The 25,311-nt window shown below is 64.3% G+C and carries 28 protein-coding genes and 1 riboswitch; of the genes, 21 read left to right on the forward strand and 7 right to left on the reverse strand.

What is annotated here, in order from left to right; translation table 11 throughout:
• Positions 1 to 35 precede the first annotated feature (35 nt).
• A complete protein-coding gene (mobA, locus tag ACZ51H_RS00495) occupies positions 36 to 569 on the reverse strand; it encodes a molybdenum cofactor guanylyltransferase (RefSeq protein WP_464802118.1) in 534 nt (177 codons plus the stop codon).
• A 61-nt stretch (positions 570 to 630) separates the two neighbouring features.
• Positions 631 to 855: riboswitch (cobalamin riboswitch) on the forward strand.
• Between the two features lie 171 nt (positions 856 to 1,026).
• Here mobA and ACZ51H_RS00500 point away from each other — a divergent pair.
• Entirely contained in the window at positions 1,027 to 2,886 is a 1,860-nt protein-coding gene (locus tag ACZ51H_RS00500; RefSeq protein WP_464802119.1) for a TonB-dependent receptor plug domain-containing protein, read from the forward strand.
• Positions 2,887 to 2,922: 36 nt separating this feature from the next.
• On the opposite strand, the gene ACZ51H_RS00505 is transcribed toward ACZ51H_RS00500, so the two are convergent.
• The gene (locus ACZ51H_RS00505) at positions 2,923 to 3,750 is read right to left on the reverse strand and encodes an ABC transporter substrate-binding protein (protein ID WP_464802120.1); all 828 of its coding nucleotides are present in this window, start codon (positions 3,748 to 3,750) and stop codon (positions 2,923 to 2,925) included.
• A gap of 95 nt (positions 3,751 to 3,845) precedes the next feature.
• Here ACZ51H_RS00505 and ACZ51H_RS00510 point away from each other — a divergent pair, with 95 nt between their 5' ends.
• Positions 3,846 to 4,841 carry a FecCD family ABC transporter permease gene (locus ACZ51H_RS00510; protein WP_464802121.1) on the forward strand — a complete coding sequence of 332 codons (996 nt, stop codon included), beginning with the start codon at positions 3,846 to 3,848 and terminating at the stop codon, positions 4,839 to 4,841.
• The gene (locus ACZ51H_RS00515; protein WP_464802122.1) at positions 4,835 to 5,614 is read left to right on the forward strand and encodes an ABC transporter ATP-binding protein; all 780 of its coding nucleotides are present in this window, start codon (positions 4,835 to 4,837) and stop codon (positions 5,612 to 5,614) included. Before ACZ51H_RS00510 ends, ACZ51H_RS00515 begins: the two co-directional genes overlap by 7 nt.
• 99 nt (positions 5,615 to 5,713) lie before the next feature.
• On the opposite strand, the gene ACZ51H_RS00520 is transcribed toward ACZ51H_RS00515, so the two are convergent.
• A complete protein-coding gene (locus ACZ51H_RS00520; RefSeq protein WP_464802123.1) occupies positions 5,714 to 6,916 on the reverse strand; it encodes a penicillin-binding protein activator in 1,203 nt (400 codons plus the stop codon).
• An 11-nt stretch (positions 6,917 to 6,927) separates the two neighbouring features.
• Between ACZ51H_RS00520 and rsmI the strand changes: the two genes are divergently transcribed.
• The 4 genes from rsmI (at position 6,928) to ACZ51H_RS00540 (ending at position 9,835) form a co-directional block, all read left to right on the forward strand.
• The gene (gene rsmI, locus ACZ51H_RS00525; protein ID WP_464802124.1) at positions 6,928 to 7,770 is read left to right on the forward strand and encodes a 16S rRNA (cytidine(1402)-2'-O)-methyltransferase; all 843 of its coding nucleotides are present in this window, start codon (positions 6,928 to 6,930) and stop codon (positions 7,768 to 7,770) included.
• Positions 7,767 to 8,120, forward strand: a complete 354-nt coding sequence (locus ACZ51H_RS00530) for a YraN family protein (protein WP_464802125.1) — start codon at positions 7,767 to 7,769, stop codon at positions 8,118 to 8,120. Before rsmI ends, ACZ51H_RS00530 begins: the two co-directional genes overlap by 4 nt.
• A 29-nt stretch (positions 8,121 to 8,149) precedes the next feature.
• Positions 8,150 to 9,124: a glutathione synthase gene (gene gshB / locus ACZ51H_RS00535; RefSeq protein ID WP_464802126.1), complete on the forward strand. Its 975-nt coding sequence runs from the start codon at positions 8,150 to 8,152 to the stop codon at positions 9,122 to 9,124.
• 111 nt (positions 9,125 to 9,235) lie between these two features.
• Positions 9,236 to 9,835: a DedA family protein gene (locus ACZ51H_RS00540; protein WP_464802127.1), complete on the forward strand. Its 600-nt coding sequence runs from the start codon at positions 9,236 to 9,238 to the stop codon at positions 9,833 to 9,835.
• 182 nt (positions 9,836 to 10,017) lie between these two features.
• Here ACZ51H_RS00540 and ACZ51H_RS00545 read toward each other — a convergent pair whose 3' ends face one another.
• On the reverse strand, positions 10,018 to 10,914 hold the full coding sequence (locus tag ACZ51H_RS00545) for a tyrosine recombinase XerC (RefSeq protein ID WP_464771833.1): 897 nt from the start codon (positions 10,912 to 10,914) through the stop codon (positions 10,018 to 10,020).
• A gap of 89 nt (positions 10,915 to 11,003) precedes the next feature.
• Between ACZ51H_RS00545 and ACZ51H_RS00550 the strand changes: the two genes are divergently transcribed.
• The 3 genes from ACZ51H_RS00550 (at position 11,004) to nadC (ending at position 13,949) form a co-directional block, all read left to right on the forward strand.
• Positions 11,004 to 11,882, forward strand: coding sequence for an MBL fold metallo-hydrolase (locus tag ACZ51H_RS00550; protein WP_464802128.1), 879 nt, complete (start codon positions 11,004 to 11,006; stop codon positions 11,880 to 11,882).
• 73 nt (positions 11,883 to 11,955) lie between these two features.
• Positions 11,956 to 12,942 carry a quinolinate synthase NadA gene (gene nadA / locus ACZ51H_RS00555; protein WP_464802129.1) on the forward strand — a complete coding sequence of 329 codons (987 nt, stop codon included), beginning with the start codon at positions 11,956 to 11,958 and terminating at the stop codon, positions 12,940 to 12,942.
• A gap of 158 nt (positions 12,943 to 13,100) precedes the next feature.
• Positions 13,101 to 13,949: a carboxylating nicotinate-nucleotide diphosphorylase gene (gene nadC, locus ACZ51H_RS00560; RefSeq protein WP_464802130.1), complete on the forward strand. Its 849-nt coding sequence runs from the start codon at positions 13,101 to 13,103 to the stop codon at positions 13,947 to 13,949.
• A 6-nt stretch (positions 13,950 to 13,955) separates the two neighbouring features.
• On the opposite strand, the gene ACZ51H_RS00565 is transcribed toward nadC, so the two are convergent.
• Positions 13,956 to 14,378: a DUF4112 domain-containing protein gene (locus tag ACZ51H_RS00565; protein WP_449471135.1), complete on the reverse strand. Its 423-nt coding sequence runs from the start codon at positions 14,376 to 14,378 to the stop codon at positions 13,956 to 13,958.
• A gap of 18 nt (positions 14,379 to 14,396) precedes the next feature.
• Entirely contained in the window at positions 14,397 to 15,878 is a 1,482-nt protein-coding gene (locus ACZ51H_RS00570) for an ABC transporter substrate-binding protein (RefSeq protein WP_464802131.1), read from the reverse strand.
• A 335-nt stretch (positions 15,879 to 16,213) separates the two neighbouring features.
• Here ACZ51H_RS00570 and ACZ51H_RS00575 point away from each other — a divergent pair, with 335 nt between their 5' ends.
• From ACZ51H_RS00575 to ACZ51H_RS00585, 3 genes are read left to right on the forward strand one after another with little or no spacing between them, the layout of a single operon-like run.
• Positions 16,214 to 17,152: a right-handed parallel beta-helix repeat-containing protein gene (locus ACZ51H_RS00575; RefSeq protein WP_464802822.1), complete on the forward strand. Its 939-nt coding sequence runs from the start codon at positions 16,214 to 16,216 to the stop codon at positions 17,150 to 17,152.
• Between the two features lie 44 nt (positions 17,153 to 17,196).
• Positions 17,197 to 17,400 carry a hypothetical protein gene (locus ACZ51H_RS00580; protein ID WP_196225314.1) on the forward strand — a complete coding sequence of 68 codons (204 nt, stop codon included), beginning with the start codon at positions 17,197 to 17,199 and terminating at the stop codon, positions 17,398 to 17,400.
• Between the two features lie 28 nt (positions 17,401 to 17,428).
• The gene (locus ACZ51H_RS00585) at positions 17,429 to 17,839 is read left to right on the forward strand and encodes an STAS/SEC14 domain-containing protein (protein ID WP_464802132.1); all 411 of its coding nucleotides are present in this window, start codon (positions 17,429 to 17,431) and stop codon (positions 17,837 to 17,839) included.
• Between the two features lie 38 nt (positions 17,840 to 17,877).
• On the opposite strand, the gene ACZ51H_RS00590 is transcribed toward ACZ51H_RS00585, so the two are convergent.
• Positions 17,878 to 19,278, reverse strand: coding sequence for a helix-turn-helix domain-containing protein (locus ACZ51H_RS00590; protein ID WP_464802133.1), 1,401 nt, complete (start codon positions 19,276 to 19,278; stop codon positions 17,878 to 17,880).
• Positions 19,279 to 19,420: 142 nt separating this feature from the next.
• Between ACZ51H_RS00590 and ACZ51H_RS00595 the strand changes: the two genes are divergently transcribed.
• The 8 genes from ACZ51H_RS00595 (at position 19,421) to grxD (ending at position 25,301) form a co-directional block, all read left to right on the forward strand.
• Positions 19,421 to 21,013, forward strand: a complete 1,593-nt coding sequence (locus ACZ51H_RS00595) for an isocitrate lyase (protein WP_464802134.1) — start codon at positions 19,421 to 19,423, stop codon at positions 21,011 to 21,013.
• Between the two features lie 23 nt (positions 21,014 to 21,036).
• Complete coding sequence (locus ACZ51H_RS00600; RefSeq protein WP_464802135.1) at positions 21,037 to 21,189, forward strand: hypothetical protein; 153 nt, start codon at positions 21,037 to 21,039, stop codon at positions 21,187 to 21,189.
• 142 nt (positions 21,190 to 21,331) lie between these two features.
• Positions 21,332 to 22,018, forward strand: a complete 687-nt coding sequence (locus tag ACZ51H_RS00605; RefSeq protein WP_464802136.1) for a glutathione S-transferase family protein — start codon at positions 21,332 to 21,334, stop codon at positions 22,016 to 22,018.
• Positions 22,019 to 22,113: 95 nt separating this feature from the next.
• Positions 22,114 to 23,568, forward strand: a complete 1,455-nt coding sequence (gene leuC, locus ACZ51H_RS00610) for a 3-isopropylmalate dehydratase large subunit (RefSeq protein WP_464794259.1) — start codon at positions 22,114 to 22,116, stop codon at positions 23,566 to 23,568.
• 109 nt (positions 23,569 to 23,677) lie between these two features.
• Positions 23,678 to 24,271, forward strand: coding sequence for a 3-isopropylmalate dehydratase small subunit (gene leuD, locus ACZ51H_RS00615; RefSeq protein ID WP_449471147.1), 594 nt, complete (start codon positions 23,678 to 23,680; stop codon positions 24,269 to 24,271).
• Positions 24,272 to 24,329: 58 nt separating this feature from the next.
• A complete protein-coding gene (locus ACZ51H_RS00620) occupies positions 24,330 to 24,653 on the forward strand; it encodes a DUF1476 domain-containing protein (RefSeq protein ID WP_196225322.1) in 324 nt (107 codons plus the stop codon).
• An 18-nt stretch (positions 24,654 to 24,671) separates the two neighbouring features.
• On the forward strand, positions 24,672 to 24,905 hold the full coding sequence (locus tag ACZ51H_RS00625) for a BolA/IbaG family iron-sulfur metabolism protein (protein ID WP_006965900.1): 234 nt from the start codon (positions 24,672 to 24,674) through the stop codon (positions 24,903 to 24,905).
• A 63-nt stretch (positions 24,906 to 24,968) separates the two neighbouring features.
• Positions 24,969 to 25,301: a Grx4 family monothiol glutaredoxin gene (gene grxD / locus ACZ51H_RS00630; protein ID WP_449471149.1), complete on the forward strand. Its 333-nt coding sequence runs from the start codon at positions 24,969 to 24,971 to the stop codon at positions 25,299 to 25,301.
• Positions 25,302 to 25,311: the final 10 nt, after the last annotated feature.

Here is a 25,311-nt window from a genome sequence, read left to right on the forward strand (position 1 = left end):
AACTGGGCTCCTGCCTGCGCAGGAGCACGGAGTGGTTAGTTCTTTGGCAATCCGGCAATATCCTGCGGTCGATTTATATTCGGCAGGACGATGTCCGCCCGCTCCACGATCCGCGCGCCGATCCGCTCCAGCCAACCATATATCGACCGGCTATTCTCCTCAGCCAGATGAGCATCCATTTCATCCGCAAGCCCGGCAGGCCAGAACCCCGCCATTTGCTGCCCCTTCAACACTGCAGCGCCTTCTCCCGTCAGCGCCTCCACCAGCGCCGCCGGATAGACCGGCATGTCGCATCCCGTCGTCAGCACCGCCTCATAGCCTTCGCTCCGCGCATGATGCAGCGCCGCATTCAGCCCGCCCAGCGGCCCCATGTCCGGCGCGGGCCGATCGGATAGGCTGGTCAGCCCCTCGACCGTCCGTCCGCATACCACCACCGCCTCAACGTGGGGCGCGATTGCCGCCACCGCATGCTCCATCAGAGTCCGCCCGTCCGGCATCAGCGCCATCGCCTTGTCGCTCCCGAACCGGCTGGATCGCCCGCCCGCCAATACCGCGCCCAGCAATCGCATTATCCACTCCTTGGCAGAACCCTCAACTTCCCCTATGGCGCGCGGCGTGAGCGGGCAACTGTTCACGACAGATCGCGCCGGAAAGGGAATGCGGTGCGGACGGGATCACCGTCCAACTCCGCGGCTGTCCCTGCAACTGTAAGCGGCGAGCGCGATGCACAGGGAAACCCGCAAGCCTTCAAAGGGGAAGGCGAGGGGGACCAGCCACTGGACCAAAAGTCCGGGAAGGCGTGCATCACCGCGACGACCCGCGAGCCAGGAAACCTACCGGCGCATGGTCGCTCTTGCCTTGGGTCCAGGGATAGGTCCGGGCACGGTGTTTTCCGTCTGAGCGACGAAGCGGCGCAGGGCCGCATCGGTGCGCGTGACGGGGCTGGCGTCTCTTCTTCCCGCGCATCGGCCGCTTATGCGGCAGGCCCTGGGCTCATGTCGCATGGCGCTCAGGGAAGACAGACATATGATCAGGACCGGAATTTCACTGCTGGCGCTCCTCGCCGCCACCCCCGCTCTCGCCGAAGATTCGGGCGAGATCGTCGTCACCGCGCTCGGCATTGAGCAACCCACCGATGAAGTCGGGCAGGCGGTGACCGTGATCGATGAAAAGACGATCGAAACGCGCCAGAATGTCAGCGTCGTGGACCTGCTGATCACCACCCCCGGCATCCGCTTCAACCGCACCGGCAGCCTGGGCAACGTCACCAGCGTGTCGGTGCGTGGCGCCGAAACGACGCAGACGCTGGTGCTGATCGACGGCGTGAAGGTCAACGACCCGAGCGGCATCGGCGATCAATATGATTTCGGCAATTTGCTTGTCGGCAACATCCGCCGGATCGAGGTGCTGCGCGGTTCCAACTCCATTGCCTATGGCAGCCAGGCGATCGGCGGCGTCGTCAACATCATGACCGGTATCCCAAGCGAAGGGTTCGGCGGCAAGGCGTCGGTCGATTATGGCTATGCCGATACGCTGAATGCGAAGGCGGATGTATCGGGCACCAGCGGCATATTGTCGGGCGGCGTGGGCCTCGCCTATTTCCGCACCGATGGCATCTCCGCTGTCTCTTCCGATTTTGGTGGCGCGGAAAAGGATGGCTATGAAAATATCACTGGCAATGCCCGGCTGAAGATCGCCTTCACCGATGATCTGAGCCTCGACCTGCGCGGCTATTATATCAACGGCGATCTCGACTATGACAGCTTCTTTGGCAGGCCGGCCGACAGCCCCGACGTCGCGAAGTCCAATCAATATATCGGCTATGCGGGCGTGAATTTGGCGCTGTTCGACGGCAAGCTGACCAACCGGGCGGCCGTTACCTGGTATCAGCAGGATCGCGATTATTATTTCGTGCGCGGCAACGCCCCGGACTTCGGCTATTCCGGGACGAACCTGCGCTTCGAATATGAAGGCGTCTATCAGCCCATCGATGACGTGAAGCTGCTGCTCGGCTATGAACATGAGCGGCCCGATTATGAGTTTTTCGGCTTCGGTTCGCAGGAAAGCCACCGCGCCAACATCGACAGCATCTATGCGCTGGCCGTGGTAAAGCCGGTAGCGGGCCTGTCCATGACAGCAGGGGTGCGTCATGACGATCACAGCCAGTTCGGCGGCGCGACGACGTTCGGCGCGAACGCCAACTACACGCCCAATGGTGGCGCGACCAATTTCCGCCTGAGCTACGGGGAGGGCTTCAAGGCGCCGTCGCTCTATCAGCTTTACGATACATTCAGCGGCAATCCGGACCTGAAGCCCGAGCGTTCGAAGAGCTACGACATCGGCTTCGACCAGAATCTGGGGAGCGACCGGGCGGTGCTGTCCGTCACCGGATTCTGGCGCGACACGCGGGACCAGCTGAATTACGACAATACGACCTTCACCTATGGCAATCTGGATCGCACCCGCGCCAAGGGCGTGGAAACGACGCTGACGCTGCGTCCGGTCGATGCACTGACCTTCACCGCCGCCTATAGCTATGTCGATGCGCGTGATCGTTCGCCGGGCAGCGCGGCCTTTGGCGAGCGCCTGCTGCGCCGCGCCGCTAACGCCGTCAGCGCATCGGTCGATTATGCCTGGTCCTTCGGCCTGTCGACCGGGGCGACCGTGACGATGGTCAGCGACAGCGTCGATCTCGACCCCGTGACCCGCAACCGGGTGCAGATTGACGGCTATGCGGTAACGGATATCCGCGCCTCCTTCCCAATCACGGAAAGGCTCGAAATCTACGGCCGCATCGACAATTTGTTCGATCAGGAATACGCCACCGCCTATGGTTATGGCACCTACGGCCGGTCGGCCTATGGCGGCGTGCGTGTCCGCTTCTGACGGTAGAAGGTGAAGGGGGTGGGCGACCGCCCCCCTTCATCGCCGGGGCGCGGCCTTTGGCTGCGTCCTGCCTTTGCTTGCGGCGTCCGCCTGCGTCACGATGCTGCGCGCGGCCTGCACATAAGCGGGGCCGCCGCACACCGTCCAGGCTTGCGGCACGCGGATGCGGGGGATGGATCGCAGCACCGGGTGGTGCAGCATCTCCGTCCCCTGATCGACGACCTTTTCGCTGCCTTCCTCCACGATCAGATAATCGGGCCTGGCCGCGATCATCTCCTCCAGCGGCACCTGCGCCAGCGCTGGCTTGCCAAGCTTTGCTGCCAGATTGGTGAGGCCCGCGCGCCGGATCAACTCATCGACCAAAGTTCCGGTCCCGGTCATATAGCCGCGCCGCTGATAATAGGCAGCCACGCCGCCGCGCCGGGACCGGGGCAGGGCGGCGAGGTCGCGCTCCATGCCCGCGATCATCGCCTCGCCCCGCGCGGGATGGCCGACAATGGCCGCCACCTGCCGGATCTGTCCCCTGATCGCCGCGAAGCTGTCCGCGCTCGCCAGCCCCAGCTTGCGCCATCGCCCGTCCGGCGCGCTGACAACGCCGCCAGTGCCATCGGGAAAGCCGATCACCAAATCGGGACGCAGCGCCAATACCTCTTCGGCCGGACGTTTCAGTACCGGAAAACGCCGCGCCTTGGCGATCGCCGCCGACAGTTCCGGATCATGCCCATAGGGACTCAGAGCCGCGATCTGCCCCGGATCGGCGAGCGCCAGCACATATTGGTCGGAACAGGTGTTGAGCGACACGATATGCTTGGGCGGCACGGGGGCGGCTCCGGTCAGGCTGACCAAACAACATATCGCCAACATCCTTCTGCGCACCAATCCAGCCTCCGCAAAGCGCCGTGCTCCCGCTTTCGCCGCAGCACTACAACCCCTATCAGCAGCCTTGGAGCGCGCAAGCCATGAAGGCCCGCCGCCATCCCCTGCTGCTCCCCATCCTAATCGCGCTCACCCTTTTGGCAGCGCTTGGCTCCCTTACACTGGGCGCGGTCCCACTCTCTCCCGCCCGCATCCTGGCCGTCCTCACTGGCGGCGGTGACGAAGTCGCCCGCGCCATCCTCATCGACCTGCGCCTGCCCCGCATGCTGCTCGGTCTCATCGTCGGCGCGATGCTCGGCCTCGCCGGAGCCGCGCTTCAGGGCTATCTCCGCAACCCACTCGCTGAACCCTCGGTCCTCGGCGCCTCCAACGCGGCAGCTCTCGGCGCTGTCTGCGCCCTCTACTTCGGCCTCGCGCAGCTTCACCCGCTCATCCTCCCCGCCCTCGCCATCACCAGCAGCCTCATCGCCATCGCCGCGCTGTTCCTGCTCGCAGGCCCATCGGAAAGCCCACTGACCCTGATCCTCGCAGGCATAGCGGTCGCAACCCTCGCGGGGGCGGGGATCAGCCTGTCGCTCAACCTTTCACCCAATCCCTTCGCCGCGATGGAGATCATGAGCTGGCTGATGGGCAGCCTTGAAAATCGCAGCTACGCCCATGTCTGGATCGCGCTGCCCTGCGTCCTCATCGGCGCCGCGCTGCTGATCGCCGACGGCCGCAGCCTCGACGCGCTGACCTTGGGGGAGGAGGGCGCCCAAGCACTGGGCGTGGACCTTTCCAAGGCGCGACTGCGTATGATGCTGGGTGTCGCCATCGGCGTCGGCGGAGCAGTGGCAGTTTCGGGCGCGATCGGTTTCGTCGGCCTCATCGTCCCTCACTTGGTCCGTCCCCTGACGGATCGCTCCCCTTCGGCCATCCTGCTCCCCTCGCTGCTCGGCGGTGCGGCGCTGCTGACGCTGGCGGACATCGGCGTCCGGCTGATCCCCACCAGCAGCGAACTCAAGCTCGGCGTTCTGACCGCATTGCTCGGCGTCCCCGTCTTCCTCGTCCACCTGATGCGGGAGCGGCGGCTATGGTAACCATCCGCACCGACAACCTGTCCGTTCGCCTTGGCCGCCATGCCGCCGTGACCAGCGTCACCACGGTGCTGGCGCCGGGGCAACTGGTCGGCATCATAGGCCCCAATGGCGCTGGCAAATCCACGCTGATCCGCGCCCTGCTCGGCCTCATCCGCGCGGAAGGTGGCGAAGTATCGATCGACGGCCTCCCGATCGCCAGCCTCAGCCGAAAGGACATAGCGCGCCGAGTCGCCTATCTACCGCAAGGCCAGACGCTGCACTGGCCGTTGCTTGTCGAACGGTTGGTAGCGCTCGGCCGCATGCCCCATCTCGGCCCACTGTCCCGCCTGTCTCCGCAGGATGAGGCTCTAGTCGATGCCGCGCTAGCCCGCGCCGATGTCCTCCACCTGAAAGGCCGCATCGCGACCGAACTATCAGGCGGCGAGCGCGCCCGCGTCCTCCTCGCCCGCGCGCTGGCAGTAGGCGCGCCCGCGCTCATCGCCGACGAACCCCTCGCGGCTCTCGACCCCGGTCATCAACTGGATGTCATGGACCTACTCAAGGCCGAAGCCCGCGCCGGCTCGCTGGTCGTCACCGTCCTGCACGACCTCGGCATGGCGGCCCGCTATTGCGATCGATTGCTGCTGATGGACAATGGCAAGCTTGTAGCCGATGGCAAGCCGCTCGACGTCCTGACGGAACAGAGCCTTGCCCAAGTCTACGGCATCTCCGCCTGCATCGAGCCCGATGGCGAATGGCCGCTGATCCTGCCAACCGGGCGGATCAAAAGCTAACCACCACACTCCGTTCGCCCTGAGCCTGTCGAAGGGCTTCTCTTTTCTTTTAAGAAGGAAAAGGCTTCGACAGGCTCAGCCCGAACGGGGGAGGGGCTGTTATTCCGCAAAAGCCTTGGGCGCAGCCGCCACCACCGTATAAGTTCCGGCACCAACCTCCGACACTTCCAGCGCCCGCTCGGCAACCCCGCCACGCCCGAACCGGAACGCGCCATCAATCCCCGAAAAGCCCCCCGAATCGCGCAGCCGCGCCGCCGGGAATACCGTCCCCGGCTTCCAATCCCGCGAAATCCGCACGGTCAGCAGCACCGCATCATAGCCCAGCGCCGACAGCCGAAACGGCGCGCTGCCATAACGCGCCCGATACTTGCCCGCCAATTGCCCATAAAGCCCATCGGACACGCTGGCGAACCACGCGCCCCGCAAAGCCGGAGCGGACGCCAGTCCGCGATCCGTATTCCACAATTCCGTGCCCAGCAGGCGCGCCGTCGCCCCGCCATTCTTCCGCACGATCGGCGCCAGCTGCAACGCCACCCGCCCGCTGTCCGCGATCAACAGCGCGTCATAGCTGGACGAAGCCTGCAATTTCTTGACCGCCGCCGTCATCGAAGCAGGCGTCCGGTCGAACGTCTGCATCGACACGACCGTCCCGCCCACGCCCTCGACCGCACGGAGGAGCGACGTGCCCGACCGCTCGCCATAGACGCCCTTGGGCACCAGCGCGGCGAACTTCGACAGCCCCTTGCCCTTCGCGAACTCGACGACGCGCTCGATCGACTGGTTGGGGTTATAGCCCATGATGTAGACGCCGTTTCCGGCAACGCTCACATCGTTGGAAAAGCTGATCACCGGCACATTCGCCTTTGCGGCGATCGGCCCTACGACCCGCGCATCTTCCGCCAGCAGCGGCCCCAAGATCAGGCGATTGCCTTCCGCCAGCGCCTTGTTCGCCGCCGCCGCCGCGCCCATGCTGGTGTCATAGGTGGTGATGCGCACCTTGTCGGCCTTGGTATCCAACAGCGCCAGCGTGGTCGCATTGGCGATCGACTGTCCCACGCCCGCGTTCGGCCCGCTCATCGGCACGAGCAGCGCGACGCGGTGGCGCAGCGTGTCGGTCGGCAGGCCCTGTGTCACATCAGGGCCACTCGGAACAGGCTCCGTCGGCCGCACCGGGCCGGGTCCACGCGGCACGATCGACTGACAGGCGGCGAGAGCCAAAGCGCTGGCAGCAAACAGGATACGCGCACCGCGCTTCATTGCCGCGAACATGTCCGCTTGCCGGAGGGCATCCGTCTCTGTCATCTGGCGTCCTTATGGAAGATACAACTTCTGGGCTGGAGCCCGGGCTTTACATCGTTGCGGGGCCGATCGGCAACCTCGGAGACCTTAGCCCGCGCGGGGCGCAAGTCCTGCGCCTCGCCGATGTAATCGCCGTGGAAGATACACGGGTGAGCGCACGCCTGCTGCGTCACGCGGGATCAGATCGCCCGATGATCCCCTATCACGACCACAGCGCCGAAGGCGTCCGCACCCGCCTGATCGAGCGGATGGCGAGCGAATCGGTTGCGCTCCTGTCCGACGCTGGCACCCCCCTCATCTCCGACCCCGGCTACAAACTCGTCCGCGACGCCCGCGCCGCCGGTCGCAACATCACGACACTGCCCGGCCCCAGCGCCGCCATTGCCGCGCTAACCCTGTCCGGCCTTCCCACCGACCGCTTCCTCTTCATGGGCTTCCTCCCCGCCAAACAAAAGGCCCGCGCCGACACCCTTGCCGAAGTCGCCGCCCTGCGCGCCACGCTCATCTTCTACGAAAGCGGCCCGCGCCTGTCGGAAAGCCTAGCCGCCATGGCCGAAGGACTTGGAGACCGCGAAGCCGCAGTCTCCCGAGAAATCAGCAAAACGTTCGAGGAAACCCGCACCGGTACGCTTACCGAACTCTCCGCCCGCTACGCCGACGCCCCGCCCAAGGGGGAGATCGTCGTCATCGTCGGCCCGCCCGGCGAAGCCCCGCCCGCCAGTGCTGAAGATGCCGACGCTGCCCTCCTCGAAGCGATGCAGCGCCTTCCCGTCTCCAAGGCTGCGGGAGAGGTTGCGAAGAAACTCGGCCTCGACCGCCGCGCCCTGTACGACCGCGCGCTGGAACTCAAAGGGTGAGGCGCCAACAGGCCGAGAAACGCGGACGCCAGGCCGAACGCATCGCCGCATGGTGGCTGCGGCTCAAGGGCTGGCAGATCGTCGGCCGCCGCCTGCGCACACCCGCCGGAGAGGTCGACCTTGTCGCCCGGCGCGGCGCAATGCTCGCCTTTGTCGAGGTAAAATCCCGCGCCACCGCCGCCGATCTTGACCTTGCGATCGACGAACGCCGCCTGTCCCGCGTCGCGTCCGCAGCCGAAATGCTCTTCTACGACCTTGCAAAGCCGGGCGACGACATGCGGATCGACGTGATCCTCCTTGCGCCGGGCCGTCCGCCGCGCCATCTGGCGAATGTCTGGCATGGGGGCTGATCCTTTCATCCCCGGAAAAAGGATTGGACATGACTGAGCTCAACCCCCTCACCATCGCCGTGCAGATGGATCCGATGGAAGGGATCAACATCGCGGGCGATTCCACCTTCCACATCATGCTGGCAGGGCAGGCGAGGGGGCATCGCCTTTACCATTATCTCGCGCCCGACCTCACCTATCGCGACGGCCGCGTGCTGGCGAAGGCGCGCCCGGTAAAGGTTCAGAAGGTCAAAGGCGATCATTTCGCCCTTGGCGAGCCAGAGATGCTCGACCTCGGCCGCGACGTCGATGTCGTCCTCATGCGCCAGGACCCGCCCTTTGACCTGAGCTACATCACCGCCACCCATTTGCTGGAGCGGGTGCAGGAAGAAACGCTGGTGGTGAACGATCCCGCTGCCGTCCGTAACGCGCCCGAAAAGCTGTTCGTGCTCGACTATGCCCGCTTCATGCCGCCGACCATGATCACCCGCGACCTTGCGGAAGTCCGGAGCTTCCTCGCCGAACATGGCGAGATCGTGGTCAAGCCGCTCTACGGCAATGCGGGCAACGCGGTCTTCCATGTCGGCCAGTCCGGCGCCAACATTTCCGCGCTCGTGGAACTGTTCAACGCTTCATGGGTCGAGCCCTTCATGGTTCAGGCCTTCATCCCCGGCGTCGCTCAGGGCGATAAGCGCATCGTCCTCATCGACGGCGAAATCGCGGGCGCCATCAACCGCATCCCCGGCGCAGGCGAAATCCGCTCCAACCTCGCTGTGGGCGGATCAGCCGCACGCACAGAACTCACCGACCGGGAACTGGAAATCTGCGCCGCCATGGGGCCGGAACTCAAGCAGCGCGGCCTGCTGTTCGTCGGGATCGACGTAATCGGCGGCGAATGGCTGACCGAAATCAACGTGACGTCCCCGACCGGCATCGTGTCGATCGACGCCTTCAACGGTACGGACACAGGCGCGATGATCTGGGACGCGATCGACGCCCGCCTCGCCGCAAGAGTAGCTGCTTGAGCCACCTTCAACCGTCTAACAAAAACCCCGTCATCCCAGCGGAAGCTGGGACCTCGTGCCCCAGGCCGTGCCCTCCAAAAGAGATTCCAGCGTTCGCTGGAATGACGTGCCTTGACTGACTGGGTCCTCCACCTCATCGACGCAGGCGGCTATTGGGGCATTTTCGCCTTGATGGTCATCGAAAATGTCTTCCCCCCGATCCCGTCCGAACTCATCATGGGCATCGGCGGCATCCGCGTCGGTCAGGGCCGCATGGCGATGGAGTGGCTGCTCGTCGCGGGCACGCTGGGCACCACGGTCGGCAATTATTTCTGGTATCTGGTCGGCCACATATTGGGCTTCGCACGGCTCAAGCCGCTGGTGGACCGCTATGGTCGTTGGGCTACGCTGGAATGGCGGGATGTGGAGAAACTCGATCATATATTCGGCAAATATGGCCAGATCGTCGTGTTCGTGTTCCGCTTCCTCCCCGCCTTCCGCACCATGATCTCGCTCCCAGCGGGCCTGTTCCGCATGGGGCATGGCAAGTTCCTTGCCTGGACGGCCGGCGGCGCGCTGATCTGGAACATCATCCTTGCCTATGCGGGCTACATCCTCGGCCAGAATTTCCGCGACATCGATAGATATGTCGGCCCCGCCGCGACGGCGTGCGTGGTCGGAGCGATCGCGCTCTACCTCTGGCGCTTGGCAACCTGGAAGCCGAGGGGGTGAGTGGGCTGTTCCCCCTCCCGCAGGCGGGAGGGGGCTAGGGGGTGGGCTGGCGCAACGTTGGATTGAGTCTTGTAACGGCGAGGTCGAAGCTCGCTACGCTCGCGCCCACCCCTAACCCTTCAAACGAGTCACGTGCCTCGTTTGAACGTTTACGGGAGGGGAACAGCGTCCCTCCGCCCAACTCAAGCCCGAGGATGCGCATTCCGATAAACATCCAGCAAATGCGCCGCATCCACCTGCGTATAAATCTGCGTCGATGACAGGCTCGCATGACCCAGCAGCTCCTGCAACGATCGCAAGTCCGCCCCGCGCCCCAGCAAATGCGTCGCAAAGCTGTGCCGCAAAGCATGCGGCGTCGTCCGATCCGACAGTCCCAGCCTTCCCCGCGCACCCTGCACCGCGCGCCGGATCAAAGCCGCCGACAGCGGACCACCCCGCGCCCCCCGGAACAGCATCTCCTCCCGCGCCATAGGATAAGGGCAAACCGCCACATAAGCCTCGATCGCCGCCCGCACCTGCGGCAGCAGCGGCACTTGTCGGCTCTTGCCCCGCTTGCCCGTCACCCGCAGCGTATCGCCCAGCGGCAACACGTCGCCCATCAGCCCCATCGCCTCGCCGATCCGCAATCCGGCGCCATAGAGCAGCAGCAGCACCGCCCAGTCCCGCGCGCCGATCCAGCCCTCGCGCGCCGTCTCCGCAATCTCACCCGCCAGCGCCACCGCCTCGTCAGGGGAGATCGGCCGGGGCAGACCCCGCTTCACCTTCGGCCCTTTCAGCAGCGGCACCCGCGCATCCTCGCCGCCGGTGAACCTCAGGAACCCACGCACCGCCGACAATTCCCGCGCCGCCGATCCATTGCCGATCCCGTCCATCCGCCGCGCCGTCAGAAACGCCCGCAAGTCGGCTTGATCCACCCGCGCCAAGCCCGCCGCCGTCACTGCTTCCCCGCGATGCTCGGTCAGGAAAGCGATCAACCGCTCCGCCGTCGCCATATAGGCGCGCACCGTGTGCGTGGATCGCCGCCGGTCCAGTGCCAGATGCTGCCGCCATGCCTCCACAAGATCCCTGCTCGCGCTCATGGCGCCAAGTCTAGGCGATGGCGTCCCCAAACGGAATCCCCCGATCAACCGGCCCTTGAAAATCCCGCCCAGATGGGCACATGAGGCGCATGGCAACCGCACCTGACATGGCCGACATGCCCACGGGCACGCTGCTGCAAATCTCGCCGCGCATTGGCCGCGTTCTGGCGCCCAATCCATCGCCCTTCACCTATACGGGCACACAGACCTATCTGGTCGGGTCAGAGGACGTGGCGGTGATCGATCCCGGCCCCGCCGATCCCGATCATCTGGCCGCGCTGCTCGCCGCGATCGCAGACCGCCCCGTGCGCGCAATCCTGTGCACCCACACCCATCGCGACCACAGCCCTGCCGCCGCGCCGCTTTCTGCACAGACCGGCGCGCCCATCATCGGCTGCGCGCCGCTGGTGCTGGACGATGACGGCCCGCGCGCCGACGCCGCCTTCGATCCTTCCTATACGCCCGACCGCATCCTCGCCGATGGCGAACAGGTGACAGGCGAGGGTTGGACGCTCGAAGCCGTCGCCACGCCCGGCCACACCTCGAACCATCTCTGCTTTGCCCTGACCGAGGAAAACGCCCTCTTCACCGGCGATCATGTCATGGGCTGGTCCACCAGCGTCATCTCGCCCCCGGACGGGGACATGGCCGACTATATGCGGTCGATGCAGCGGCTCCTCGATCGGGAGGATGTGATCTACTATCCCGCCCATGGCGATCCGGTGCCCAATCCGCGCCGTTTGGTGCGCGGCATGATGGGCCATCGCAAGCAGCGGGAAGGGCAGATATTGCGCTTCCTTCAGCGCCACGGCGCGTCCGAAATCCCGGCGATGGTGGCGCAAATGTATAAAGGCGTCGATCCGCGCCTTCATCCCGCCGCGGGGCGATCGGTCCTTGCCCACCTCATCGACCTGGACGGCCGAGGTGTGGCGGAGGTCGCAGGGGATGGCCGCTGGCAATTGCGCTAGGGGGAAACAGTTACTGGCCAACCGCCGCGCCGCCCGCTAGGGGCGCGGTCAAAGGCCGTGAGGAGTTAGGGACATGAACGCCATCACCGGAATCCCGCAGGGGACCGACCTGCGCGCGGAGATCGACCGGCTGCGCAAGGAACGCAACGCCGTCATCCTCGGCCATTATTATCAAAAGCCGGAAATTCAGGACCTGTCCGATTTCGTCGGCGACAGCCTCGAACTGTCCCGCAAGGCAGCGGAAACCGATGCCGACGTCATCGCCTTTTGCGGCGTGCGCTTCATGGCCGAAACCGCCAAGATATTGAGCCCGGAAAAGATCGTCGTCCTGCCCGACATGGACGCCGGTTGCAGCCTAGAGGACAGCTGCCCGCCCGCCCAGTTCAAGGCGTTCCGCGAAGCGCATCCCGATCATATCGCCTTGAGCTACATCAACTGCTCGGCCGAGGTGAAGGCGCTCTCCGACATCATCGTCACCAGCTCGTCCGCCGAAACGATCCTCTCCCAAATCCCGCGCGACCAGAAGATCATCTTCGGCCCCGACAAGCATCTGGGCGGTTACCTGAAGCGCAAGTTCAACCGCGACATGCTCCTTTGGCCCGGCGTCTGCATCGTCCACGAAGCCTTCAGCGAAACCGAACTGCTGAAGCTCAAGGCCCAGCATCCCGACGCCCCCATCGCCGCGCACCCCGAATGTCCGCCTTATATCGTCGATCATGCCGATTATGTCGGCTCCACCAGCGGCATCCTGCAATATGCTAAGACGATGACCGGCGACACGCTGATCGTCGCGACCGAACCGCACATCATCCACCAGATGCGCAAGGCGGTGCCGGACAAGAATTTCATCGGTGCCCCCGGCGCGGACGGCAACTGCAACTGCAACGTCTGCCCCTATATGGCGCTCAACACGATGGAAAAGCTGTATTTGTCGCTCCGCGACCTCCAGCCCCGCATCGAAATGGAAGAAGGCCTCCGCCTCGCCGCGAAGAAGAGCCTCGACCGCATGCTGGAACTCGCCAGTGGCACGGTGGGGAAGGGTGATGTGGGCAATCGCTAAGGCATGCTCCTTGTTTTCCGTCACCCCGGGCTTGACCCGGGGTCCCGCTTTACGTTCCATCGTGTGAAAGCGGGATCCCGGCTCAAGGCCGGGATGACGAGGCGGTGAGCGCCGCCTGCGTTCGCTATCCCACTCCGATCAATGCACAGAGAGGCCAGATGACCTTCACCTTGCCCGGCTTCGACCTAGACGCCTTCATCGCCTCCACCCTCGCCGAAGACCTAGGTCCCGACGGCCGTGACGTCACCAGCGAAGCGGTCATCCCCGCCGACGCGATCTTCGAAGGCGTGATGGACAGCCGCGACGCTGTGACGCTCGCTGGCCTCCCCATCGCCGCCGCCTTCTTCCGCGCCCTCGACCCTGACGTCGAGATCGAGCTACTCCGCCAGGACGGCGACCGCGTCGCGCCCGGCACTGACATCATGCGCATCCGTGGCAAGGCCCGCGCGATGCTGACGGCCGAACGATCAGCCCTCAACACCGTCCAGCACCTCACCGGCATCGCCACCATGACCCGCGCCTATGTCGACGCGATCATGGGCACCGGCGCGACCCTGCTCGACACGCGCAAGACGATCCCCGGCCTCCGCGTCCTCGAAAAATATGCCACGCGTCAGGGCGGGGCGACCAATCACCGCATGGGCCTGTGGGACGCGGCGATGATCAAGGACAATCATGTCGCGGTCGCAGGCTCGGTAGATGAAGCCGTCCGCCGCGCCGCCGCTGCCGGGATCGCAAGCATCATCGTCGAGGTGGACCGCATCGACCAGATCGAACCCGCGTTAGCCGCAGGAGCCACCCACCTGCTGCTCGACAATATGGACGCGCCCACCCTGCGCGGCGCGGTGACATTGGTCGGCGGCCGCGTGCCGACCGAAGCCTCAGGCGGCGTCACGCTCCAGACCATCCGCGCCAAGGCGGAAACCGGCGTCACCTACATCAGCGTCGGCCGCCTCACCCAATCCGCCCCCGCCGCCGATATCGGCCTGGACTTCGCGTTCGCTTAAAGCCTCTTAACCCTCGATCGTCACCGTCGAGGGATGATGCTTGTCCAAATGCTTGCGGATGATGCGCAGGTTCTTCGTGTTGGACTTGAACAAAAAGTCGAACACATCCCCCGCGAAGGGGATCGCGCCCACGACCGTGTCGAACCCCACATTGGCCGCCATCCGAGTCAGCTGCCATTTCGACATGCCCAGATTACGCGCTTCCCACACGATCCAAGCGCCCATGGCCGCAGTCGCCAAATCACCCACCACCGGGATCAGCCCGACCAAACTGTCCAGCCCCACACGCCGATTGGTGCCGGGAATGACGAACAATCCTTCCAGCATCGCCTCCATCGCCTCGATCCGCCGCCGCACCGAAGCGGGGTCTCGGCCAAAGCCCGGCAGGTCACGCACCACGCGGTCAAACTGGTCTTGCGATAACGCCATCATGTTCCTCCTGCCCCCTTAATTGGTGGCGCGGAACAAATGGTTCAATGGATGCCGCGCGCGGGGCGAAGGCATGAATCCGGTCAGCCGCCGCGACACCAGCGACCAGCGCACCGGCGCGCCCAAGGCGATATAGCCGTTATGCGCCTGCATCAGTGCCTCGGCCTGCGCCACCCGCGCCATCCGCTCTGCCGCGCTGCCCGCCATGCTCGCCGCCCGCAATTGGGCGTCGGCCTCCGCCGAACAATGCGCCTTGCGCGCGCATCCGGCGCGGCCGAGATACCAGAGCACACTGTCATAGGCGGCGACTTCATCGATCAACCGCAGGTCGGCATCATCTTTCATGCCCACCCGCTCGACGCGCAATCCGATCAACGCCAGGTCATGGCGGACAAGCGCGAACAGGCTCGTCGCCCCCGGCCCTTGCGGCAAAGCCACTCGCAGCACCGGAGCGTCGCCATTGTCGCGGCGCCATCGCGTGATGACCGCACTGGCCGCCGCTCGCCGGTCCTCCAACGGCATCGTTGTCCAATCCGGCGCAGTCGGCGGCCGAGGCAGATCAAGCTGCGCAGGCACGATCTTGTCGGTAATGGCCCACCCACCCAGCGGAAACAGGATGGGTAACTGGCTGCGATCGATCGCCATGTTGATCGCCCGCCGCACGCCGTCATCGTCCAGCAGCTTGCCCTTGCCGGTCACGGCAAATCCCAAAAGGCCCTGCACCGGATCAATCCGCACCGCATCGCGATCGACCCCGGCCGGCACCAGCAGCGGCAGGTCGGCGAACCGCCCACCCAGCACCGCCGCCGCCTTGCCTTCACGAAAGCGAATGATGGCCAGCGCTGCCCTGTCCGCGCGCAGGATGCGTGTCTCCCACGCCGCCGCCTTCGCCTCATCCCCATTGTCATCCTTGGGCGCCTTGTCGATCGGCGTCAGCGTCAGCCCCTTGCCCCATGGCTCGCGCCGGTAAGGCCCGGTGCCGCCCTGCCGCGACAACAGCGCCATTTGCGGCTGTGCCAGCATCTGCAACAAATAGGGGCGGGGATGGGAAAGGCGGATCTCGATCACCTCGCCGGTCATCGGCACGACCGCCTCGACCGCGTCCAGCGGCCCGTCCGGGTCCAGCCGTCGCAACGTCTCGATCCGCGCCATCAACAGCCGCGCGATGTCCTTCGCCGTCACCTTCGTCCCGTCGGCCCATAGCGCGCGCCGCAGACGGAAGATGTAGCTGCGCCCGTCCTCCTCGACGATCCACCGCTGGGCGAGCGCAGGCAATATCTCGCCGCTGGCGTCAAAGGCGACCAGCCCCTGCGCCGTCGCCTCCAGGATCAGCTTGGCGCCCGGATTGGGCAGATTCTCGATCGGTTTGGCGAAGTCAGCGGGTGATCCGATCACGCTCACCACCACCGGCCCGCTTGCCTCCTGCGAACAGCCCGCGATCATCGCGGCCGCGCCCAGCAGGACAGCCATCGATCGAAGCAGGGGAGCAGCCACGGTCATGCGTATGACAGGCTTAGGGTTTATCAGGCTCAAGTTGAAGCTTTTAGAGCGTGATCGTCTTACATGGAAGCATCGGTACTAAGGTTGATTTTCCGTCACCCCGGGCTTGACCCGGGGTCCCGCTGCCTCAGCAGCGTCGGAAAAGAAGCGGGACCCCGGATCAAGTCCGGGGTGACGATTACTCAAACATGGCCATGCTCTAAAATCGGGCCTCCGCCAGATCGGCCCTAGCAGGGCGAGCGAGGGGCAGGGCGATCGCACCTGTCCCGGAACAGGATTTCATTAACCACGACTCCGCATTGGCCGCCCTTTCCCAACCGTCTATGTCTTTAGTTATGCGCATCCTTTCGACGATCCTGCTCGTTTCCGCCGCCGCTGGCGCGGCTGCCCTAGCACAGGGGATGCCGACGCCTTTCACCGTGGTCGAAAGCGGGCGCGGTTACACCTCGCTAAAGGATGCGGTGGCGGCGATCGGCAACGGCAAGGGCACGGTCCTGATCGCGCCCGGCACCTATGCGCAATGCGCGGTGCAGCAGGGCGGGGACGTCGCCTTCCGCGCCCAGACGGCGGGCAGCGTCATCCTCGACGGCATGCCATGTGAAGGCAAGGCGGCGCTGGTCTTGCGCGGCCGGTCAAGCAGCGTGGATGGCATCGTGTTCCAAAATCTGCGCGTGCCCGACGGCAATGGCGCGGGCATCCGGCTGGAAGGCGGCAATCTCACCGTCACCAACAGCCTGTTCCGCAACAGCGAGGAAGGGATATTGAGCGGCGACTCGCCGGGCAACAGCGTCACGATCGACAAATCCACCTTCCGCCATCTTGGCCGGTGCGACCGCGATCTGGATTGCGCCCACGGCATCTATATCGGTCGATATGGCAAACTTACCGTCACGCGGTCGCGATTCGATCTGGGCGATGGCGGCCATTATCTGAAGACCCGCACGCCCCGCGTCACCATCACCGGCAACAGCTTCGACGACAGCCACGGCCACCTCACCAACTATATGATCGACCTGTCCAACGGGGCGAGTGGTGAGATCAGCGGCAATGAAATGGTGCAGGGCCGGGACAAGGATAATTACAGCGCCTTCATTACCGTAGCACCCGAAGGGCGCGAACATGACAGCGGCGGCCTGTCGATCGCTGGCAACAGCGCGTCTTTCGTGCCCGGCCTGCAACGCAGCAGCAGCTTCGTCGCCAACTTCACAAGCGACGCGGTGAAGATCGGCGCGAATCGTCTGGGCGCCGGCATCAAGGTCACCGATCGCCGTTGAAGGCCCGGCTTGCGCCCTCGGTTGCGCCGCCCGATAATGGCGTCATGCGCAGCACCTATGATTCCGCCACCGTCCGCCTTTATCATCTGAGCGACAGCGAAGAAGGCGGCGCTGCGACCACCCTCTTTTACGGCCCGTTAAGCGAAGCCGTGCATATAGCGCAGCAACAGCCTCAGGAAATCCAGGACGGGCTGTTCATCGCGACCGACAATGATGTGGTTGCCTGGCTGGATTTGCAGGAGGACTGAACGCAGTCCTTCTGGATTAGGAGGGCTTGTGCAGAAGTTGGAAGGCTTTTTCGAGGTCGATTATGACCGCGATCGCAAGCTGCTACATATCACCACTTACGGCTTCTGGAATCTGGATGCGGTCGATCAGTTCGGCCGCGCGCTCGAGGAAGAAGTCCGCGCGGCGGATCCGTCGTGCGACGTTCTGGTCAATACCTGCCGCACGGAAATCCATACCCCCGAAGTCAGCGAAGCGCTCGGTCGCCTCTCCTACACGCACAAGGATTCGGATACCGGCCGCATCGCCGTAGTCTCGCCTTCGGTGCTCCTGCGCATGCAGACGAGACGGCTGCAAAATATGAACACAACCTACGGCTATTTCGAAACCGAGCAGGAGGCTCTCGACTGGCTCGCGACTCCTGCTGATTCGTCGGCGGCGCAGACGCGCGCCGCTGGCTGAAGCGACCGGGATCGCTCGTGCGGCGGTTGCGGCGCTGCTCAACCGTCGGCAAAGCCGAAAGGCGCGTAGCCCCGCCGATAGTCCTCCGGCAGCATTTCACGCCCGATGGGCGGCGCGGATCGCGCCATGCACTGGCTCCGGTGGCACAGGCGGCATGTCAGTCCGATCGGCGTCGGCTCGGACGCCCCAAGTCCCTGCGTATAGATCAGCCGATGGGCATGGTCCGCCGCGCAGGCGAGCGCGATCGCCCGCTCCACACGCGGCGCCCCCCAGCCGCCGCCGCCCGCCGTCACCCTCCGCGCGATCGAGAAAAACCGTTGTCCGTCGGGCAGTTCCAGCCATTGCGTCACCACCTCGCCGGGCCGCTCGAACACATGATGGATCGACCAGAGCGGGCATGATCCGCCCTGCCGCGCAAAGGGAAAGCCCGCGCCGTCCAGCCGCTTGCTGACATTGCCCGCCCGGTCGACGCGCAGGAAAAAGAAGGGCACGCGTTCGTGCCCCGGCTTCTGTAGCGTGGTCAGCCGGTGCGCCGTCTGTTCGAAGCTGGTCCCGAATTGTCGGGCCAGTGCCTCGACATCGTAGCGCCGCGCCTCCACCGCCTTGGCAAAGGCCGCATAGGGCATCAATATGGCGGCGGCGCCATAATTGGCGAGGCCCTGGCGGGCCAGCTGCCGTCCACTTGCGCTGGAAAACTGCCCGTCCTTCAGCAGGGACTCCATGTCCGCGCGCATCTCCAGATAGGCGATCTGTATCGCCAGCTGAAAGGCGGTGCTCGCGCCGTCCAGTGCATCGTCGATCAGCACCGCGTCCCGATGCCGATCCAGCCGTCGCATCGACCCCGCCATGACATCGGGCGGCAGGCGCCGGACGCGCAGGCCATGCTTGCTTTTCAGCCATGCCGCCGTGCCGCCGGCTTGTTCAATCTGCGCGGCGATCCTTTCCCCCGCATCGTCCAGCGGCGGAAAACTGTTGCGCCGCGCGCCCAGGAACCGGCGCGCCTCGGCCGCCGGGTCCGGCGCTTCATCGGGTGCGTCGGCGCGATCGCCGCTCCGATCCGCCAGCGCCATCTGCTCCTCGCGATAGGCGGTATGCAGCCGCAATAACGCTTCGCTGAACCCCGGATAATTGATCGCGACGTCCTGCATGGCCAGCGCGGGAAGGTCGATGTCGGCGAACATCGGGTCCTTCAGCGCTGCCTGCAACCGCGCCGTCTGCTCCGCGCCGCCGTCGCCTGCCAGCTCGCTCATGTCCATCCGGTATGTGCGCGCCAGCCGAAGCAGCATGTCCGCTGTCAACGGCCGCTGGTTCCGCTCCAGCAGCGCAACATAGGAGGCGGAGATTTCAAGGTCCGCCGCCATATCGGACTGGGTCAGCCCCAACTCCCGCCGCAACCGCCGCAAGCGCGGCCCCATATAGACGGGACGATCCTTGGCCATGTTCGCTTGCGCTCCTGTGCAGACATTACAACTCTACAAGGAAAGTTTGTAAAGATCGACAACTGAACCTCACACCCCCTCCCGCCCCAGGTCATCCTCCCCCAGAACGATTTTAATTCGCCAATTCATTCAGGGGATTCCCATGACCTACGCTCAACAAATCACCCGCGCCTCCTCCCTGCTGGGCGAAGAGCCCAACTGGAATGGCATCGCCGCCGATTCGGTCGCCAGAATGCGTCTCCAGAATCGCTTCCCCACCGGCCTCGACATCGCCCGCTACACCGCCGCGATCATGCGCCGCGACATGGCCGCTTATGATGCCGACCCGGCGAACTACACCCAGTCGCTGGGTTGCTGGCACGGCTTCATCGGCCAGCAGAAGATGATCAGCATCAAGAAGCATTTCGGCACGACCAAGGGCAAATATCTCTACCTCTCCGGCTGGATGATCGCGGCGCTGCGTTCCGAATTCGGCCCGCTCCCGGATCAGTCGATGCATGAAAAGACCAGCGTCCCCGCGCTGATCGAGGAACTCTACACCTTCCTACGCCAGGCCGACGCCCGGGAACTCGGCATGCTGTTCCGCGACCTCGACAAGGCCCGCGAGACGGGCAATGAAGTTGAGGTCCATCGCCTCACCAACGCGATCGACAATCACGAAACCCACATCGTTCCGATCATCGCCGACATCGACGCAGGTTTCGGCAACGCCGAAGCGACCTATCTGCTCGCCAAGAAGATGATCGAGGCGGGCGCCTGCGCGCTCCAGATCGAGAATCAGGTCTCGGACGAAAAGCAGTGCGGCCATCAGGACGGCAAGGTCACCGTTCCGCACGAGGACTTCCTCGCGAAGATCCGCGCCTGCCGCTACGCCTTCCTCGAACTGGGCATCGATGACGGCATCATCGTCGCCCGCACCGATTCGCTCGGCGCCGGCCTCACCAAGCAGATCGCCTTCAGCCGCGAGCCGGGCGACCTTGGCGACCAGTATAACAGCTTCCTCGATGTCGAAGAGGTCGCCGATCCATCGACCCTGCGCGGCGACGTCGTCATCGCCCGCGACGGCAAGCTGCTGCGGCCCAAGCGTCTGGCATCAAACCTTTTCCAGTTCCGCCCCGGCACGGGTGAGGACCGGGTCGTCCTGGACTGCATCACCTCGCTTCAGAACGGCGCCGACCTGCTGTGGATCGAAACCGAAAAGCCCCATGTCGAACAGATTGCGGGCATGGTCGACCGCGTCCGCGAGGTCATTCCAAACGCCAAGCTGGTTTACAATAACTCGCCGAGCTTCAACTGGACGCTGAACTTCCGCCAACAGGTGTTCGACAACTGGCAGGCCGAGGGCAGGAACGTTTCTGCCTATGACCGCGCCCGCCTGATGAGCGCGGACTATGACGCCACCGACCTTGGCCGCGAGGCTGACGAGAAGATCCGCACCTTCCAGAAGGACGCCGCAGCGCGGGCGGGCATCTTCCATCACCTCATCACCCTGCCGACCTATCACACGGCTGCGCTGTCGACCGACAATCTGGCGCGGGAATATTTCGGGGACGCCGGGATGCTCGGCTATGTTGAGGGCGTCCAGCGCCGCGAAATCCGCGAGGGCATCGCCTGCGTGAAGCACCAGAATATGGCGGGCAGCGACATCGGTGATGATCACAAGGAATATTTCGCCGGTGAGGCAGCACTGAAGGCTGGCGGCAGCCACAATACGATGAACCAGTTCGCAGCTTGAAGAACCAAGGAAAGGAGGACGAAATGACTGAACCTGCAAGGTCCCGCGCGGTTTTCTCGACCGAGGATTTTTCGCTGCTCAGGACGGCGGTGGCCGATTATCTGCAGAAGGTGAAAGACACGCCGGAGTCGGTGAAGTTCGCCAACCTGTATCACCGGCTCGGTCGCCTGCGCTAATCGCCCGCTGTCGATGAGAGAAAGCCTGCCTCCGGTGATCCCGGCGGCAGGCTTTTCTAATCACCGTCAAGCCCGCTTTGTGCTTTCGCCCGAACGGCTGGACGCTTATCCTGAAGGTGTCAGACCCGACGGGAGAGCCCCCATGCCCTACACGCTCATTACCGCGAACCGGAATTATTCCAGCTGGTCACTGCGTCCCTGGGTGCTGATGAAGGCGCTCGGCATTCCCTTCGCGGATCGGCTTGAGCCCTTTGTGCAGAGCATAAATTACTCTGCCTTCCGCAACTTTTCACCAACCGGGCAGGTGCCGGCCTTGATCGATGGCGATCGGACGGTGTGGGATTCCCTCGGCATCACCCTCTATCTTGCCGATCGCCACCCTGCCGTATGGCCACAGGAGGAATCCGCCCGCGCCTTCGCCCAAAGCGCCGTTGCGGAAATGCACAGCGGCTTTGCGACCCTGCGCAACGAATGCCCCATGAATGTCGGCGTGCGAGTCGAACGCGACCTGCCCTCGCCACAGCTGAACCGCGACATAGCGCGGCTTTCGGAATTGTGGGGGGAGGGGCTGAAGCGCTTTGGCGGCCCCTTCCTCGCCGGGCCAGCCTTCACCGCGACCGACGCCTTCTACGCGCCCGTCGCATTCCGGGTACGGACCTATGACCTGAACGTCGGGCCAGTGGCGCACGGATGGGTCGATCACATGCTGGCCCACTCCGCAATGCGGGAATGGGAAGCCGCTGCCCTCGCCGAAACCTGGCGGGAGGAAAGCCATGAGGCGGATGTGGGCGCCGCTGGCCGCATCATAGAAGATTACCGCGCGTCCTGACCTGCCCCTTGCAAGCCTGCTATCGGCTTAGACAGCAAATATTGGTCCCATGCCCCCTTTCGCCGCGCCCGCTCTGGGTCTAGGGGGAAAGGGTTATGGTCAAGCCCCGCACGCTGTACGAGAAGATTTGGGACGCGCATGTCGTTGAACGCCGTCCCGATGGAACCTGCCTCATCTATATCGACCGCCACCTCGTACATGAGGTGACGAGTCCCCAGGCCTTCGAGGGTCTAAGGATAGCGGGCCGCCCGGTGCGCCGCCCCGATCTGACGCTCGCTGTTCCGGATCACAATCTGCCCACGACGCCCCGCCGCGATGCGCAGGGCAACCGCATCCCCATCGCCGATCCAGAAAGCGCGCAGCAGCTTGCCGCGCTGGAAAGAAATGCGCCGGAGTTCGGCGTTCGCCTGATCGGCGATGCGGATCTTGAACAGGGGATTGTTCACGTAGTGGGGCCGGAGCAGGGCTTCACCCTGCCGGGCACGACGCTGGTCTGTGGCGACAGCCACACCAGCTCGCACGGGGCGCTAGGCGCGCTGGCCTTCGGCATCGGCACCTCCGAGGTTGAGCATGTGCTCGCCACGCAGACCCTGCTGCTCAAGCAATCGAAGACCATGGAAGTCGTCGTCGAAGGCGAACTGGGCTTCGGCGTTACGCCCAAGGATGTGGCGCTGGCCATCTGCGGCCGTATCGGCACGGCGGGCGGCACCGGCTACGTCATGGAATATCGCGGCTCTGTCTTCCGCGACATGTCGATCGAAGGCCGCCTGACCGTCGCCAACATGTCGATCGAGGCAGGCGCGCGTTCGGGCCTGTTCGCCCCGGATGAGAAGACCGTTGCCTATCTGAAGGGCCGCCCCATGGCGCCCAAGGGCGCCGATTGGGATGCCGCCGTCGCCTATTGGAAGACGCTGGCGACCGATGAAGGCGCGCAGTTCGACAAGACGATCGTGATCGAGGCCGCCGACATCGTGCCCAACGTCACCTGGGGCACCAGCCCCGAGGACGTCGTGCCCGTGACCGGCGTCGTTCCCGATCCGGAAAGCTTCGCCGACGCGTCCAAGCGCGCCGCCGCGCAGAAGTCCCTCGACTATATGGGCCTCACCGCCGGACAGCGGATGGAGGACGTGGTCGTCGAACATATCTTCATCGGCAGCTGCACCAACAGCCGCATAGAAGATTTGCGCGCCGCCGCCGCCCTGCTGAAGGACAAGCATATCGCCAGCGGCATCAAGCAGGCGCTGGTCGTTCCCGGATCGGGTCTGGTGAAGCAGCAGGCCGAAGCCGAAGGGCTCGACCGCATCTTCACCGATGCCGGGTTCGAATGGCGCGAACCGGGCTGCTCGGCGTGCCTGGGCATGAATCCAGACAAGGTGCCTGCCGGAGAACGCTGCGCTTCCACCAGCAACCGCAACTTCATGGGCCGTCAGGGACCCGGTTCCCGGACGCATCTCGTATCCCCCGCGATGGCAGCCGCTGCCGCCATCACCGGACATCTGACCGACGTGCGAGAATTGCTGAACGAAAAACAGGGAGAGGTGGTCGCATGAAGAAGGTATTCTGGGTGCTGGCGCTCGGCGCGCTGGCCAGTGCCGCCATGGCGGCGACCCTCGGGCGCGCGGAAGACAGCCGCCGCCTGGAGACCAAGCGGGCGCATTGATGGACAAGCTGAATATCGTTGAGGGCAAGGCCTATCCGTTCGGGATGAAGAATGTCGATACCGACATCGTCATTCCTGCGCATTGGCTGAAGACCATTTCGCGTTCGGGCCTTGGCAAGGGCGCGTTCGAAGTGCTGCGCAAGGAACCGGGCAACGTCTTTGACGATCCGGAATATGCTGGCAGCCCGATCCTGATCGCGGGCGACAATTTCGGTTGCGGGTCCAGTCGTGAACATGCCGCCTGGGCGCTAGCCGACCTTGGCATCAAGGTGGTGATTGCGCCTAGCTTCTCCGACATTTTCTCCGGCAACGCGTTTAAGAACGGCATCCTTACCGTGGTTCTGCCGCAGGAAGCGATCGACCGGCTGATGGAGGTCGCGAAGACCGATCCCATCCACGTCGATCTGGAGCATCAGACCGTCACGACGCAGTTTCAGGACCGTTTCCAGTTCGAAATCGACCCGTTCCGCAAGCACTGCCTGCTGGGCGGGCTGGACGAGATCGGGCTGACTTTGGGGCAGGCCGATACGATCAGCCAGTTCGAGGCGAAGGATGCGGGGCTGCGGCCGTGGCTTGTTCCTGCCGTTGCGTAACCGTCCCGATCTTCCTATCTCATCCCAGACTTCAGCTTCTTTTTGACAAGGCACAGGCATGACGACTTTCGACGACCGCGAAAAGGCCTTTGAAAATATGTTCGCCCATGACCAGGAGATGCAGTTCCGCATCCAGGCGCGGCGGAATCGGCTGCTCGGCGAATGGGCGGCGGTCAAAATGGGGCTGACGCCGGAAGAGACCGACGCCTACGCCAAATCCGTAGTGCAGGCCGATTTTGAGGAAGCGGGCGACGAAGACGTCATTCGCAAGCTGGTGGGCGACATGACCCAGGCGGGCGTAGACATTGACGAGCCAGGCGTGCGAGCGGCTCTGGAAGAGCAGCAGGTGATTGCGCGCCGCCAATTCATCGAAGCCCAGTAAGTAGGACGGACCTGACCCATGCCAATGGCTGCCGACGATATTGCGGACATGATCCGGGCGGCCATTCCGGACGCGGACGTCGAAATTACCGACCTCGCCGGTGATGGCGATCATTATGCGGCGCGCGTCGTGGCGGAAAGCTTCCGGGGCATGAGCCGGGTCGCGCAACAGCGCGCCGTCTATGCTGCGCTTGGCGGTCGCATGGGCGGCGTGCTCCATGCCTTGCAACTGACCACTGCCGTTCCCAACTAACCGCTATCATTTTTCATGCGCGCTGCCTGCAATTTTTCAGCGCCCGACAGGACTGGACCGACCATGACCGACGCCGTGCATCAACGGATCGCCGATATTGTGAATAGCAATGACGTCGTGCTCTTCATGAAGGGCACCCCTCTGTTCCCGCAATGTGGTTTTTCCAGTCGTGCAATTGCCATCCTCGATCATCTGGGCGTCGCCTATGAATCCGTAGATGTGCTGCAGGACCAGCTGGTTCGGCAGGGCATTAAGGCTTTTTCGGATTGGCCGACCATCCCCCAGCTCTATGTGAAGGGCGAATTTGTCGGCGGCAGCGACATCATGATGGAAATGTATGAAGCTGGTGAGCTTCAGCAGCTGATGACCGACGAAGGCGTCGCAGCGGCTAACTGAATCGCAGCAG

This window comes from Sphingobium sp. TomMM15 (assembly GCF_055397045.1).